The sequence below is a fragment of the Halopseudomonas sp. SMJS2 genome, from assembly GCF_029866945.1.
GTDB classification, from domain to species: domain Bacteria; phylum Pseudomonadota; class Gammaproteobacteria; order Pseudomonadales; family Pseudomonadaceae; genus Halopseudomonas; species Halopseudomonas bauzanensis.
The window spans coordinates 745,935-759,708 of the sequence record NZ_CP123445.1; the positions used below are offsets into that span (position 1 = coordinate 745,935).

13 protein-coding genes are annotated in these 13,774 nt (G+C 61.8%); 11 read left to right on the plus strand and 2 right to left on the minus strand.

Annotated elements, in window-relative coordinates; genetic code table 11:
* The first annotated feature begins 11 nt into the window (after positions 1-11).
* From QAO71_RS03690 to QAO71_RS03740, 11 genes are all read left to right on the plus strand, one after another.
* Positions 12-257 carry a hypothetical protein gene (locus QAO71_RS03690; protein WP_036990987.1) on the plus strand — a complete coding sequence of 82 codons (246 nt, stop codon included), beginning with the start codon at positions 12-14 and terminating at the stop codon, positions 255-257.
* The gene (gene mdoH, locus QAO71_RS03695) at positions 257-2,383 is read left to right on the plus strand and encodes a glucans biosynthesis glucosyltransferase MdoH (RefSeq protein WP_280165273.1); all 2,127 of its coding nucleotides are present in this window, start codon (positions 257-259) and stop codon (positions 2,381-2,383) included. Before QAO71_RS03690 ends, mdoH begins: the two co-directional genes overlap by 1 nt.
* 41 nt (positions 2,384-2,424) lie before the next feature.
* Positions 2,425-2,916, plus strand: coding sequence for an MgtC/SapB family protein (locus QAO71_RS03700; RefSeq protein ID WP_036991254.1), 492 nt, complete (start codon positions 2,425-2,427; stop codon positions 2,914-2,916).
* Between the two features lie 83 nt (positions 2,917-2,999).
* Complete coding sequence (locus tag QAO71_RS03705; RefSeq protein WP_074780986.1) at positions 3,000-3,539, plus strand: YaeQ family protein; 540 nt, start codon at positions 3,000-3,002, stop codon at positions 3,537-3,539.
* Between the two features lie 5 nt (positions 3,540-3,544).
* A complete protein-coding gene (gene recJ, locus QAO71_RS03710; RefSeq protein ID WP_074780983.1) occupies positions 3,545-5,263 on the plus strand; it encodes a single-stranded-DNA-specific exonuclease RecJ in 1,719 nt (572 codons plus the stop codon).
* Between the two features lie 126 nt (positions 5,264-5,389).
* A protein-coding gene (gene prfB / locus QAO71_RS03715) for a peptide chain release factor 2 (RefSeq protein ID WP_136869109.1) occupies positions 5,390-6,485 on the plus strand; the annotation gives its coding sequence in 2 pieces (ribosomal slippage) (positions 5,390-5,461 and positions 5,463-6,485; 1,095 coding nt in all).
* A gap of 65 nt (positions 6,486-6,550) precedes the next feature.
* Positions 6,551-8,053, plus strand: a complete 1,503-nt coding sequence (lysS, locus tag QAO71_RS03720) for a lysine--tRNA ligase (protein ID WP_036990982.1) — start codon at positions 6,551-6,553, stop codon at positions 8,051-8,053.
* Positions 8,054-8,681: 628 nt separating this feature from the next.
* Complete coding sequence (locus tag QAO71_RS03725) at positions 8,682-9,965, plus strand: flavohemoglobin expression-modulating QEGLA motif protein (protein WP_074780980.1); 1,284 nt, start codon at positions 8,682-8,684, stop codon at positions 9,963-9,965.
* Between the two features lie 9 nt (positions 9,966-9,974).
* Entirely contained in the window at positions 9,975-10,304 is a 330-nt protein-coding gene (locus QAO71_RS03730; RefSeq protein WP_136869111.1) for a hypothetical protein, read from the plus strand.
* Between the two features lie 2 nt (positions 10,305-10,306).
* Positions 10,307-10,999 (plus strand): uracil-DNA glycosylase, encoded by a 693-nt coding sequence (ung, locus tag QAO71_RS03735; RefSeq protein WP_280165274.1) that lies wholly within the window; start codon positions 10,307-10,309, stop codon positions 10,997-10,999.
* A gap of 74 nt (positions 11,000-11,073) precedes the next feature.
* Positions 11,074-11,889, plus strand: a complete 816-nt coding sequence (locus tag QAO71_RS03740; protein WP_280165275.1) for an enoyl-CoA hydratase — start codon at positions 11,074-11,076, stop codon at positions 11,887-11,889.
* Between the two features lie 9 nt (positions 11,890-11,898).
* Here QAO71_RS03740 and QAO71_RS03745 read toward each other — a convergent pair whose 3' ends face one another.
* The gene (locus tag QAO71_RS03745) at positions 11,899-12,732 is read right to left on the minus strand and encodes an HDOD domain-containing protein (protein ID WP_036990974.1); all 834 of its coding nucleotides are present in this window, start codon (positions 12,730-12,732) and stop codon (positions 11,899-11,901) included.
* Positions 12,733-12,747: 15 nt separating this feature from the next.
* Positions 12,748-13,737 (minus strand): folate-binding protein, encoded by a 990-nt coding sequence (locus QAO71_RS03750; RefSeq protein ID WP_280165276.1) that lies wholly within the window; start codon positions 13,735-13,737, stop codon positions 12,748-12,750.
* Positions 13,738-13,774: the final 37 nt, after the last annotated feature.

The window sequence follows — 13,774 nt, forward strand, 5'->3', positions numbered from 1 at the left end:
GTGGAGACGGCATGCACACAACGGTTGCTGAATTCACCCTGCGCCGGGTACTCGCCTGGCTGCATTGGGCGGGCCGGGAGCCGACGCCGGAGGTGCAGGCGGCAGTCCTGCGGACCATGGCGGATAATCTGACGGTCCCTGCGGACGAATTGTTCGACCTCTGCCTGCAGCCCATGCGGAGCGGGATCGAGCCGCAGCCGATAGCGCCAGCGACTCCACCTCTGCGGCGTGGCAGTATCGGTTACGGGGATTACTGATGATGCCGGCTGCGGTGGAAGCCGGCACGGCGGATGCCGTCGCGAGCCGTCGCCGCTGGCGTACAGCGGCCTGGTTGCGGCGCAGCTGTTTATTGGTACTGGTAATCGGGCAAACGCTGCTGGCCAGCTGGTTCATGCTGTCGATCCTGCCCTACAACGGCGGCAACGCCGTGGAAATCGGCATGCTGGGGTTGTTTGCTCTGCTGTTCGCCTGGATTTCCTTTGGCTTCTGGATCGCCGTTGCCGGCTTCGTCCTGCGGCGTCTGGGTGGTGATCGGCAGTCGCTGCTGCAACAACAGGACGCCGCTACCCTGGCCGCCACGCCGCTGGCGCGCACGGCAATTCTGATGCCGATCTATCATGAGCCGATCGAGCGCAGTCTGGGCGGGCTGAGCGCGGTCTACCGCAGTCTCGAACGCACCGGCCAGTTGGAACACTTCGATTTCTTCATCCTGTCTGATAGCCGGGAGCCGGACACCTGGCTGCGAGAGCAGGCGGCCTGGGCGCAGTTGGTGGACAAGCTGGGTGCGGCAGGGCGGCTGTTCTACCGCCGGCGTAAGCTCAACCTGAACTACAAGAGCGGCAACGTCGGCGACTTCCTGCGCCGCTGGGGGCGGGATTACGATTATATGGTGGTGCTGGACGCCGACAGCCTGATGGGCGGTGACACGCTGGTAACCATGGTGCAGTTGATGCAGCGCCACCGCATGGTCGGCATTTTGCAGACCAGTCCGCAACTGCTCAACGGCCGCTCGTTATTCGCCCGGATTCAGCAGTTCTCCAGTCAGTTATATGGTCCATTGTTCACTACCGGGCTGGCCGCGGTGCAGCTGGGCGAGGCGGCTTTCTGGGGGCATAACGCTATCTTGCGGATCAAGCCCTTCATGGCCCATTGCGGCCTGCGCAAGCTGCCGGGGTGGGGGCTGTTCCGTGGTCCGATCATGAGTCATGACTTTGTCGAGGCGGCTTATCTTGGGCGCGCCGGCCATGAAGTCTGGCTGGAACCGGGATTGCAGGACAGCTGGGAGGAGTCGCCGCCATCACTGGTGGATGAGCTGACCCGCGACCAGCGCTGGGTCAAGGGCAACATGCAGCATCTGTGGCTGATGCTCGGCAGTCGCCGGCTCCGGTTTGCCCATCGCATGGCCTTTCTCAACGGCATCATGTCCTATCTGGCGTCGCCACTGTGGCTGGCCTTTCTGGTCCTGACTACCATCGCTACCACCCGCATGGTGTTGTGGCCCATCAACTATTTCCCCGACCCGCACCAGTTGTTTCCGCTGTGGCCACAATGGCAGCCGTTGCGCGCAGCGACGCTGGTAGGCTGCACCCTTGGCCTGCTGTTTCTACCCAAGTTTCTCGGCCTGGCGGATGCGGCATTGACGCAGCGGGTTCGTGCGTTCGGCGGCTTCTTTCGGCTGTTGGGCAGCGTATTGCTGGAGATAGTGGTGTCGGCCATGCTGGCGCCGATCCGCATGCTGTCACATTCGCGGTACGTGACCGCGGCACTGTTCAATATCAAACTGCGCTGGGCCGGGCAGAACCGGACCAGCGAGACCGGTTGGGTCGAGGCCCTGGTCTATCAGGCGCCGGGCTCGATTCTCGGGCTGGCCTGGGCGCTGTTCGCGCTCTGGCTTAAGCCGATGTTCTTTTATTGGTCACTGCCGGTGGCGTTGCCGCTGATCTTCGCCGCGCCGATTTCAGTGATCCTCAGCCGGGTGCAGCTGGGCCAGCGCCTGCGCCGGCGTGGCTGGCTGATGACCGCCGAGGAAGCCTATGGCTCGAAGTTGCTCGAGGAGATGATGCGCAGCCCGCTGGAAGGCATCCAGCAACCCGGTTTCTGCGAATCGGTGATCCATCCCCGGCATAACCGGTTGCAGGTAGCGTTGGCTCGCGCTGCGCCAGCGGGGCCACGGCGTCAGCGGTTGGATGCTTTGGCGCAGCGCTGTCTGGAGCAGGGGCCCGGTGCCCTGGACCGTACCGAACAGAGTCTCCTGGCGCAGGACGCCGAAGCCATGGCCTGGCTGCATCACCAGGTCTGGCGCGTCGCACCCGGCACGGTATGGGGGCGCCTGCTGCGGCGGGAAATTACCCGGCAGCCAGTGCCGCGGCGGACGGTTTCCTGACTGCTATGCTGAGGGTTCCTACCGACGATGCGGACTCGGCAATGGACGTTTTCGATATCATCCTGGTTACCCTGGCCAGCGAGTTCTCCGACCTGACCGATGTGGAGCAAGCGACTCGGGTCGCGTTGCGGCTGCTGGTCGCTGCGCTGTTGGGTGGCTTGCTCGGTTACGAACGGGAAACCCATGGCAAGGCGGCCGGCATCCGCACGCATATGCTGGTGTGCATGGGGGCTGCATTGTTCGTGCTTGGCTCCGAACTGGTCGGTGCCGGTGATGATGCCATGAGCCGGGTGGTGCAGGGGATCGTCGCCGGCATCGGCTTTCTCGGTGTGGGCACCATCATCAAGGGCAGCAGCATGGGTGAGGTCAAGGGCCTGACCACTGCTGCCGGGGTCTGGATGACCGCTGCGGTAGGTGTCTGCGTGGGGCTCGGCCTGGAAGCCACCGCGGTGCTGGCCACTCTGCTGATGCTGTTCATCCTGCATGTCCTGCCGTATTTTCTCGAGGGAGTGGAACGCAAGCCGGATGAGTGACACTGCCTTCGGCGGTGCTGGTAGGGCGAGGCAGGACGTTTTGCGCTACACTGCCGGCCCCCAGAACCAGGATATCCAGCCCCATGGCGCTCCAGTCCGTTCCCTGTAAAGTCCATCTCAATATCACCGATACCGATCGCGGCGTTTATGAAGATCTGCGTATCACGGTGGCTCGGCACCCATCGGAAACCGGCCAGCGCCTGGCCGCGCGTATTCTTGCCTACGCGCTCTGGTATCAGGAGCGGCTGGCTTTCGGGCGCGGCCTGTCCGAGGTCGACGAGCCGGCATTGTGGCACAAGAGCCTGGATGACCGGATCGAGCACTGGATCGAGGTTGGCCAGCCGGATGCGGAGCGCCTGACCTGGTGTTCGCGGCGTGCCGAGCGGGTCTCACTGCTGGCCTATGGCAACACGCGGGTGTGGGCGGGCAAGGTGATCCCCGCCGTGGCCAACCTGAAGAATGTGAATATCACCGCGCTCCCCCAGGAGCCGCTGGACGCCCTGGCCAATGAACTGGGGCGGACCATCGAATGGGGTGTGATGATTGCCGATGGTGTGCTCTACGTCAGCGATGCCGATACCCAGCACGAGTTCGTGCTCGAATGGTTGTTGGGAGAGCGCTGAGCACCATGCGTATCGAGACTCGCGTTGCTCCCGCCGAACTGCCGGACCTGGGAGAACTGCCACCGCTGCTGACCCGCCTGTACGCCGCGCGCGGCGTGCAATCGGCGGCGGAGTTGGACCGCAGCCTGAAAGCGCTGCTGCCCTGGACGCTGTTCAAGGGTATGGAGCAGGCGGTGGCGGTGCTGCGCGAGGCGTTGGAGCAGCACCAGTCGATATTGATCGTCGGCGATTTCGATTGCGATGGCGCTACCGCCAGCAGCGTTGCGGTACTCGGGCTGCGGGCGCTGGGCGCGGCCCAGGTCGACTATCTGGTGCCCAACCGGTTCGAGTATGGCTACGGCCTGACTCCGGAAATTGTCGAGGTGGCGCTGACCAGGCAGCCTGACGTGCTGGTGACCGTGGATAACGGCATTTCCAGCATCGATGGCGTGGCGGCCGCCAAGGCGGCTGGTCTCAAGGTGGTCGTCACCGATCATCACCTGCCCGCCGAACAACTGCCCGCGGCCGACGCTATCGTCAACCCCAGCCAGCCCGGCTGTGATTTTCCCAGCAAGGCAATTGCCGGCGTCGGTGTGATCTTCTATGTACTGATGGCTCTGCGCACCGCGCTGCGCGACAGTGGCTGGTTCAATGCGCAGCGTCCCGAGCCGAACCTGGCCGAGCTGCTGGACCTGGTTGCCTTGGGCACGGTGGCGGACGTGGTGCCGCTGGATGCCAACAACCGCATCCTGGTGCATCAAGGGCTGGCACGTATTCGTGCCGGGCGTTGCCGGGCGGGCATTCGCGCGCTGCTGGAGGTGGCGCGGCGTCCCGCCGAGCGGCTGGTTTCGACCGATCTGGGCTTCATCATCGGGCCACGCCTGAATGCGGCGGGGCGGCTGGATGATATGAGCCTGGGTATCGAGTGCCTGCTCACCGACGATGAATCACTGGCGCGCGAGATGGCCAGCGAGCTGGACGGTTTCAACCGTGATCGCAAGAGCATCGAGCAAGACATGCAGAAGCAGGCACTGGCCATGCTGGATGCCACGGACCTGCAGGAAGCGGACCTGCCGTTCGGCCTGTGCCTGTTCGATGCCGAATGGCATCAAGGCGTCATCGGCATTCTCGCCTCGCGACTCAAGGATCGCTATCACCGCCCGGTCATTGCCTTTGCCGATGCGGGGGAGGGTGAGATCAAGGGCTCGGCGAGGTCGGTCGCCGGCCTGCATATCCGCGACGCGCTGGATGCCGTCGCCGCAGCCAATCCGGGATTGATCAGCAAGTTCGGCGGGCATGCCATGGCGGCGGGCTTGTCCCTGCCAGCCACCCATTTCGAGGATTTTCGCGCGGCTTTCGACCGCGAAGTGCGGCGCCAACTGAGCGCCGAGGATCTGACTGGCCGCCTGCTGAGCGATGGTGAGCTGGCGGTCGATGAGTTCAATCTGCAACTCGCGGCGCACCTGCGCGAGGCTGGGCCTTGGGGTCAGCATTTTCCGGAGCCGGGCTTCCATGGCGAGTTCAATCTGATCCAGCAGCGGCTGGTCGGCGAGCGGCACCTGAAGATGGTGCTGCAGCCCTGTGGCGGTACCGAGGTGCTGGACGCCATCGCTTTCAATATCGATTCCCAGGTATGGCCCGATCCCAACGTGCGCCGGGTGCGGTTGGCCTACAGCCTGGATATCAACGAGTACCGCGGACGACAGAGCCTGCAGTTGCTGGTACGGCACCTGCAGGCCTGCTGACTCGCGAGGCTCTGTGCCCCGGCGGTCGGCTCGGTTGCTGAACCGAAGCAACCTCCATGCTGATCACTGCACCGGGGCGGGGATTTCCGCTACAATGTCCCCTTTTTCCTGACGGGATTTGTCACCATGGAAATCAATCCGATTCTGAACACCATCAAAGACCTGCGTGGCCGCTCCGAGACCATCAGGGGGTATCTTTGACTACGATCACAAACATGATCGTCTGACCGAAGTAGAACGCGAGCTGGAAGACCCCAGCGTCTGGAACGAGCCCGAGCGGGCGCAGAACCTGGGCCGCGAGCGCGCCTCCCTGGCCGAGATCGTCGGTACGCTGGACGAACTGCAAAGCGGCCTGAGCGACGCATCCGAACTGCTGGAAATGGCCGTCGAAGAAGATGATGAAGGGGCCGTTGCCGACGTGACCAGCGAGCTGGAGCGTTTGCAGAAGCGCCTGGAAGCGCTGGAGTTTCGCCGCATGTTCAGCGGTGAGATGGATGAGAACAACGCCTATCTGGATATCCAGTCGGGCTCCGGCGGCACCGAGGCCCAGGATTGGGCGAACATGCTACTGCGCATGTATCTGCGCTGGGCCGACCAGAATGGTTTCGAAGCGACCATCATGGAGCTGACCGCGGGCGAGGTTGCCGGTATCAAGGGTGCCACCGTTCACATCAAGGGCTCTTACGCTTACGGCTGGCTGCGCACCGAAATCGGCGTACACCGGCTGGTGCGCAAGAGCCCGTATGATTCCGGCAATCGTCGTCACACCTCGTTCACTGCCGTGTTCGTGTCGCCGGAAATCGATGACAACATCGAAATCGAGATCAACCCGTCCGACCTGCGCATCGACACCTACCGCTCCTCGGGTGCTGGTGGTCAGCACGTTAACACCACTGATTCGGCGGTGCGGATCACCCACATCCCGACCAATACCGTGGTCAGTTGCCAGAACGAACGGTCCCAGCACGCCAACAAAGACACCGCGATGAAGATGTTGCGGGCCAAGTTGTATGAGCTGGAGATGCAGAAACGCACCGAGGCGTCCCAGGCACAGGAAGACAGCAAGTCGGATATCGGCTGGGGCCATCAGATCCGCTCCTATGTACTCGACCAGTCGCGGATCAAGGATCTGCGCACCGGCATCGAAGACAGCGATTGCGACGGCGTGCTGGATGGCGACATCAACGAGTTCCTTGAAGCCAGTCTGAAACAGGGCCTGTAACCGGGCCCTGACGACACTGCCGACACCCTGCACCATTACCGAATTGATTTACCCAGGACACCGAAATGAGTGAACAACCGCTGAACGAGCATGCACTGCAAGAGGAAGAAAACAGCCTGATCGCCCTGCGCAAGGATAAGCTTGCGGTAGAGCGCGCCAAGGGCAATGTTTTCCCGAATGATTTCCGTCGCGACAGTCTGGCCGGCGATCTGCAGCAGAAGTATGCCGACAGCAGCAAGGAAGAGCTGGCCGAGGCCGCCATTGCGGTCAAGGTGGCGGGGCGCATCATGCTCAACCGCGGTGCGTTCATGGTGCTGCAGGACATGAGCGGACGCATCCAGGTCTACGTTGACCGCAAGGGCTTGCCCGCCGAGACCCTGGAAGCGATCAAGACCTGGGACCTGGGCGACATCATCGCCGCCGAAGGCACGCTGGCGCGTTCCGGCAAGGGTGACCTGTATGTGCACATGACGGCGGTCCAGCTGCTGACCAAGTCCCTGCGCCCGCTGCCGGACAAGCACCACGGCCTGACCGATACCGAGCAGCGCTACCGCCAGCGCTACGTTGACCTGATCGTCAATGAAGAAGTGCGCGATACATTCCGCGTGCGCTCCCAGGTGATTTCCCAGATCCGCCGTTTCCTCAGCGAGCGCGGCTTCCTGGAAGTGGAAACCCCGATGCTGCAGACCATCCCCGGTGGTGCCGCAGCCAAGCCGTTCGAGACGCACCACAATGCGCTGGATCTGCCGATGTACCTGCGCATCGCACCGGAGCTGTATCTCAAACGGCTGGTAGTTGGCGGCTTCGAGAAGGTCTTCGAGATCAACCGCAACTTCCGTAACGAAGGTGTTTCGACCCGGCACAACCCCGAGTTCACCATGCTCGAGTTCTACCAGGCCTACGCTGATTACGAAGACAACATGGACCTGACCGAGGAGTTGTTCCGCGAGCTGGCCCAGGCGGTGTTGGGCACCACCGATGTGCCCTACGGCGACAAGGTGTTCCATTTTGGCGAGCCCTTTGCGCGGTTGTCGGTATTTGACTCTATCCTCAAATACAATCCGGAACTGAGCGCGGATGATCTGACCAATATTGACCGGGCCCGGGAGATCGCGAAGAAGGCCGGCGCCAAGGTGCTGGGCCATGAAGGGCTGGGCAAGCTGCAGGTGATGATCTTCGAGGAGCTGGTGGAGCATTTGCTGGAGCAGCCGACCTTCATCACCCGCTATCCCTTCGAGGTATCGCCGCTGGCGCGACGTAACGATGAAGACCCCAGCGTGACCGATCGCTTCGAGCTGTTCATCGGTGGCCGCGAGATCGCCAATGCCTATTCGGAGTTGAACGACGCCGAGGACCAGGCCGAGCGCTTTCACGCCCAGGTGGCTGAGAAAGATGCCGGCGACGACGAAGCCATGCACTTCGACGCCGACTTCGTCCGCGCCCTGGAATACGGCATGCCGCCGACCGCTGGCGAAGGCATTGGCATCGACCGCCTGGTGATGCTGCTGACCGACTCGCCGTCGATCCGCGATGTGATCCTGTTTCCGCATATGCGGCCTGAGGTTTAAGTATCGGGTAATTGCCCTTTACCCCGTCATTCTTCGCGAAGGCGGGGAATCCAGGGTTATGGGTTGGATGTTGGTTGTGGCTCTGTGCAAGGAAAGCGGATCAGGTTGGATTGTGGGTGGCGGGATTGGGGGCGAGCTATGTAGGACACGCTGCGAGTACGTCCCTGTAAGCTCGCGGTTGCCATCCCTGGCAACCGACGGTCCCACATAGCTCGCCCCCAATCCCGCTGTATGGTTTGTGTGATGATCCGCTTTCCGGGATGGTTTTATAAGGGCTGGTTTTTCAGGTTGTAGTGCATTGTGTATTGAAGACTTTTAAGTTTTCTGCCCGGTTGCAAGGTGTAGCGCGGGTGCGCTACATCCCGAAAAACGGACTCGCCGGAAACATTGATCCACACTGCGGCTTATGAGCCGGGTCAGGTACTGCCCAGCCCGGACCGTCGGTTGCCAGGGATGGCAACCGCGAGCTACATGGACGTACTTGCCGCGTGTCCGGGCTGGGCAGTACCTGATCTGGCCGCTCCACAAGCCAGCCAGATCAATGTTTCCCTGCACGACACCGAGCCGCCGAGCACTGAACACCGAGCATCGGCGACGAGCAAATGAGCGAGAACATAGGGAGCGCTGCATGGCGGTAAAACAGAGCGAGCAGTACCAACTGGTTATCCGCAGCCTGTCCGACCGTATTGTCGAGGCGCAGGCGCCGATTCGGGTGCTGGATGCTATCAAGTGGGATGACAGCATTCGCGATCAGTTCTTCCGTGATGGCTGCAAGAAGCTCCCGGATGTCGGTCCGGATTATTACAAGCGTCGCCCGATGGCCTTCGACCCGGCCGAGCGTTTGCAGGTGTTTCAGGATATCGAGCGCGATATCACCCGCCAGCTCGGCACCTTCAATCCGGTGGGCCAGATCATGCGGCGCATGTGTCGGGAATACCGCATGGTCATCCGCATGCTCGAAGCGCGCGGCACGCCCGAGATGGGGCGCATTTCCCAGGAGCTGTACGGCTCGGCCTCCGATGCCTTTCATGCCGGCGACCCGACCATCACCGATCTGGGCATCATGCTCAGCGAATCGCTGAGCAATATCGGCAATGATCTGGGCCATGAACCCAAGACCATCGCTGCGCCCGAGGCCGTCGCCATATTGCAGGCGCAGATGGATCAGGTGTTCCCCGATGATCGGGCGGTGCGCGTATTTGAATCCGACGGCATAGTCGCCGATGCTGCTGCTGGCGCCGACTACATCAAGATTCGCAGCGATGCGCTGTTCAACCAGCGCGACCTGAAGATTCTGGCCGTGCATGAGGGCATGGTGCATGTGGCGACCAGTCTGAATGGCCAGCACCAGCCGATCTGTACATTCCTGGCCAAGGGGCCACCGTCGTCCACGGTAACCCAGGAAGGGCTGGCGATCCTGATGGAGATCATTACCTTCGCCTCCTATCCTTCGCGCCTGCGCAAGCTCACCAACCGCACCCAGGCAATCCAGCTGGCCGAGTCCGGTGGCGATTTTCTCGATGTGTTCGGTTTTTATCGGGGTGAAGGCTACAGCGAGGACGACAGCTACAACAATGCCAGCCGGGTATTCCGTGGCTCGAGCAGCGATGGCCTGCCGTTCACCAAGGATCTGGCCTACCTCAAGGGTTTTATCCTGACCTACAACTACATCCAGCTGGCAGTGCGCCAGGGCAAGCTGCAACAGATTCCGCTGCTGTTTTGTGGCAAGACCACCCTGGAAGACATGCGCACCCTCGGGCAACTGGTGGAGGAGGGGCTGGTGGTGCCGCCGCGCTATCTGCCGGAACCCTTTGCCGATCTGAATGCATTGAGTGCCTGGATGTGCTTTTCCGGGTTTCTGACCAATCTCAGCCTCGATCGCATCGAGGCCGATTACGCCAATATTCTGTAGGAGTTTTGCATGAGTGAACAAACGGAAACCAACAAGCTGCCTTATATTCTCACCGCCCTGGGCACTTTGTTTCTAACCATGGCCGTATTGCATTTCTACGGGTACCTGAATTTTGCGCGGGAGGAAGAAGGTCTGCTGGTGGCCGAATTCAGTCTGGTGACCATCGGCTCGGAAGAGGCGGGGCAGTTGCAGGCAAAGGCCGCCAATCATGCGGCCGAATGTGTGGATGGAGTGATGATCCTGCATGACACCCGGCATAACGGCCTGTCCGGCCTGCTGGTCGATAACCGCCAGCGCGTGGTGCGTTGCAATGCTCAATCCGTGCCGCTGGCGCAATGATCATGGGCAGCCGTTCGGTACAGTTGGCCGAGGACTGGAAACAGGCGCTGGGCGACGAGTTCGAACAGCCCTACATGCAGCAATTGCGTGAGTTTCTGCTGGCCGAGAAGGCTGCCGGCAAGGTGGTCTATCCGCCGGGGCCGATGATCTTCAATGCGCTGAATACCACGCCGCTGGATAAGGTGAAGGTGGTCATCATCGGCCAGGACCCGTATCACGGGCCGGGGCAGGCTCACGGGTTGAGCTTTTCCGTGCAGCCAGGGGTGCGCCCGCCGCCGTCGCTGAAGAATATCTTCAAGGAGATCCAGCGCGATCTGGGGCATCCGATTCCAACCCTGGGCGACTTGCGGCCTTGGGCCGAGCAGGGTGTGCTGCTGCTCAATGCGGTGCTCACCGTCACTCAAGGGCAGGCTGGTGCCCATGCCAATCGCGGGTGGGAGCGCTTCACTTCGCGGATTATCGATATCCTCAATACCCAATGTGAGCATCTGGTGTTCATGCTCTGGGGTAGCTACGCGCAGAAAAAAGGTCAGCAGATCGACCGCTCCCGTCACCTGGTGCTCCAAAGTGTGCATCCATCGCCACTGTCGGCCCACCGCGGGTTCATTGGCAGCGGCCACTTTTCCGCAGCCAACACCTATCTGATCGAGCAGGGCCGCGAGCCTGTTGACTGGCGATTGCCTGAACCCCGCTAGTGAATCGGGGTCGGCTTGATGCCGGCGCCGGGATGTTCAATGATGAAGGCTCCGACATCTGAAAGGAGTCCGTCATGGAGCATGCTCTGCAGCCCTATACCGCGCTGGTTCCGCGTACCGACAAGCTGGTGGTGCAGAAGGCTGGGCATACAGCCCTGCTGACCATCGATAATCCGCCGGCCAATACCTGGGATACCGATACCCTGCATGGCCTGTACGAGCTTATTGGTCATCTCAGTGACGATTCGGATATCTATGCCCTGGTGATCATCGGGCGTGGCGAGCGGTTCTTTTCCGCTGGCGCCGATCTGCAGATGTTCGCCGAGGGTGACAAGGCCCATGCGCGTCTGGTGGCGCGACTGTTCGGTCAGGCATTCGAGGCGCTGAGGGATTTTTCCGGGGTAACCATCGCTGCCCTCAATGGCTATGCCCTGGGCGGTGGACTGGAGTGTGCGCTGGCCTGTGATATTCGCATCGCCGAGCGCCAGGCGCAGCTGGGGTTGCCGGAGGCCAGCGTTGGCTTGCTGCCTTGCGCCGGTGGCACCCAGGCACTGGCATGGCTGGTCGGTGAGGGCTGGGCCAAGCGGATGATCCTCTGTGGTGAGCGCATCGACGGGGTCAAGGCTGAGCGCATCGGCCTGGTCGAAGAGGTGGTGGAAGAGGGGCAGGCCCTGGCTACGGCGTTGCGCCTGGCGGCCCAGGTCAGCCGGCAGAGTCCGCAGGCGGTAAAGGCCTGCAAGCAATTGATCCAGGGCGCGCGCAGTCAGCCGCTCAATAGCCTGCTGTCGGCCGAGCGCGAACGCTTCGTCGATCTGTTCGATCTGGAGGATACCAGGGAGGGGGTGAGCGCTTTTCTGCAAAAGCGCCCGCCGCAATGGACCAACCGCTGAAGGTCGATTTCAGCCGAGTAGCAGCATCGCGGCTTCCATCTCTGCCGACAGGTCTTCCTGCTCCTGGTCGCCAGTCGGATCGAGGCCGAGGCGGTCGAAGGAGGAGATTTCACTCCAGTCGAGTTGCGCATGGGGGTGATCGCTATCGGCCAGGCTCTGCAGCATGGCGACCTGGACGATATCCGCGTAATCCGCCTGGCCCGGGTTGCGCTGAAAATCCAGGTGCTGGCTAGGCACGTGGCGCAGCGGCTCGGGAAAATCCCAGGCGGCCAGGATACGGTCACCCAGCACCGGATGAATCTGATCGATGATGATACCCAGGCTGATGGAGTCGTTCAGCAACTGGCTATGCTCTTCGGCATAGCTGAGAATCGGCAGCACGCCGATCTGATGTACCAGTCCGGCGAGAGTGGCCTGATCGGGCTTGAGGCGAGTGTAGTGCTGGCAGAGCACATGGCTGATGCCCGCTACCTCGGTGCTGCGCGCCCAGACCTCGCGCATCTTCCGGTCGATGACATCGGTGGTTGCCTGGAACAGCTGCGCCATCGCCAGACCGGTGGCCAGGTTGGCGGTATAGACGATACCCAGGCGGTTGACCGCCATGCTCAGGTCGGTTATTTCCTGGCGTGAGCGCAGCAGGGGGCTGTTGACCACCTTGATCAGGCGTGCGCTAAGGGCGGTATCGGTACTGATCTGCCGGACCAGCTCGCTGATGCCGATATCCGGGTCCTCGGCGGCTTCGCGGATGCGCAGGGCGACCTCGGGCAGCGTTGGCAACACCAATTGGTCGCGCTCGATCGCCTGAATCAATTCTTCCTGTACGCGCAGGGCCAGATCCGTCATGACATTCTTCCTTGATTATTCGCCGGCAGCCTCGGCGGCCATTTGCTCTTCGTAAGGTAGCGTTGCCAACTCCAATGCTGGCTTGCTGATATCGGAGACGCTCAATGTCGCCAATTGTGCCGCTTCGTTCTGCAGTACCGCAAGCAGTTCGATGCATTCATCGCTGCGGGCCGCCGTCACCACTTCGCCTACGGCCTGGCCGCTGTTGCTGTCGATAATGGGGGTGGCGGGTTCCGGCAGGCTGTCGCCGGCCCAGGTCAGGCGATACATGCGACGCTTGAGCTTGCCCAGATACTGCATCCGCGCGACGATTTCCTGCCCGGTATAACAGCCTTTCTTGAAGCTGACACCGCCCAGTTGCTGCAGGTTGAGCATTTGCGGAATGAAGCTCTCCCGGGTCTGACTGCGCACCTGACCGATGCCGAGGCGGATCAGCCGCAGTTGCCAGGCATTCAGTGCAACGGGTTGGGCTTTATCGGTCAGAGCATTGATGATTTCCCTGGCGCGATCGGCTGGCACCCAGAGTTCCATGACGTCGTGACTCAAGGCAACCGTCAATCCGGCACCAGCTTCGTCAGCGTTCTGGCCAAGATCGACGGCGGCCAAGGCATCGGCCGCTTGCGGGCCCCAGAGCCCCAGGCGTACCCATTGCTCGGTGCAATCATTGAGCTGCACCTTGAAGAAAACGGCATACTTCGCCAGATCCGCCTGTTGTGGCTCCAACAAGGGGGCATCCATCGCCAGCAGATAACGTTCATCCGACAGCTTGAGCAGCCGGAAGCTTGATTGCATCCGGCCCTTGGGGTTGCAGCGGGCCCCCAGGATGCTGCCGCCTGTGGCCAGGGCAGCTACATCGCAGGTGAGCTGGCCCTGAAGAAAGCGGGTCGCATCCACGCCGCTGACGTCAAGAACGCGTTCGTGATCCAGTAACGCCAGCGCGGTATCGGGGCTGGGCGCCGGTGACTGCTGGGGAAACAACGCGGACAGGTCTCTGGTCTCATGCATGATTCTGGCTGACTCCGGTGGACGGGAATGGCGGTGC

Coding starts and splice junctions, on each gene's coding strand:
- QAO71_RS03690 (WP_036990987.1), top strand. CDS start 12: ATGCACACAACGGTTGCTGAATTCACCCTGCGCCGGGTACTCGCCTGG.
- mdoH (WP_280165273.1), top strand. CDS start 257: ATGATGCCGGCTGCGGTGGAAGCCGGCACGGCGGATGCCGTCGCGAGC.
- QAO71_RS03700 (WP_036991254.1), top strand. CDS start 2,425: ATGGACGTTTTCGATATCATCCTGGTTACCCTGGCCAGCGAGTTCTCC.
- QAO71_RS03705 (WP_074780986.1), top strand. CDS start 3,000: ATGGCGCTCCAGTCCGTTCCCTGTAAAGTCCATCTCAATATCACCGAT.
- recJ (WP_074780983.1), top strand. CDS start 3,545: ATGCGTATCGAGACTCGCGTTGCTCCCGCCGAACTGCCGGACCTGGGA.
- lysS (WP_036990982.1), top strand. CDS start 6,551: ATGAGTGAACAACCGCTGAACGAGCATGCACTGCAAGAGGAAGAAAAC.
- QAO71_RS03725 (WP_074780980.1), top strand. CDS start 8,682: ATGGCGGTAAAACAGAGCGAGCAGTACCAACTGGTTATCCGCAGCCTG.
- QAO71_RS03730 (WP_136869111.1), top strand. CDS start 9,975: ATGAGTGAACAAACGGAAACCAACAAGCTGCCTTATATTCTCACCGCC.
- ung (WP_280165274.1), top strand. CDS start 10,307: ATGGGCAGCCGTTCGGTACAGTTGGCCGAGGACTGGAAACAGGCGCTG.
- QAO71_RS03740 (WP_280165275.1), top strand. CDS start 11,074: ATGGAGCATGCTCTGCAGCCCTATACCGCGCTGGTTCCGCGTACCGAC.
- QAO71_RS03745 (WP_036990974.1), bottom strand. CDS start 12,732: ATGACGGATCTGGCCCTGCGCGTACAGGAAGAATTGATTCAGGCGATC.
- QAO71_RS03750 (WP_280165276.1), bottom strand. CDS start 13,737: ATGCATGAGACCAGAGACCTGTCCGCGTTGTTTCCCCAGCAGTCACCG.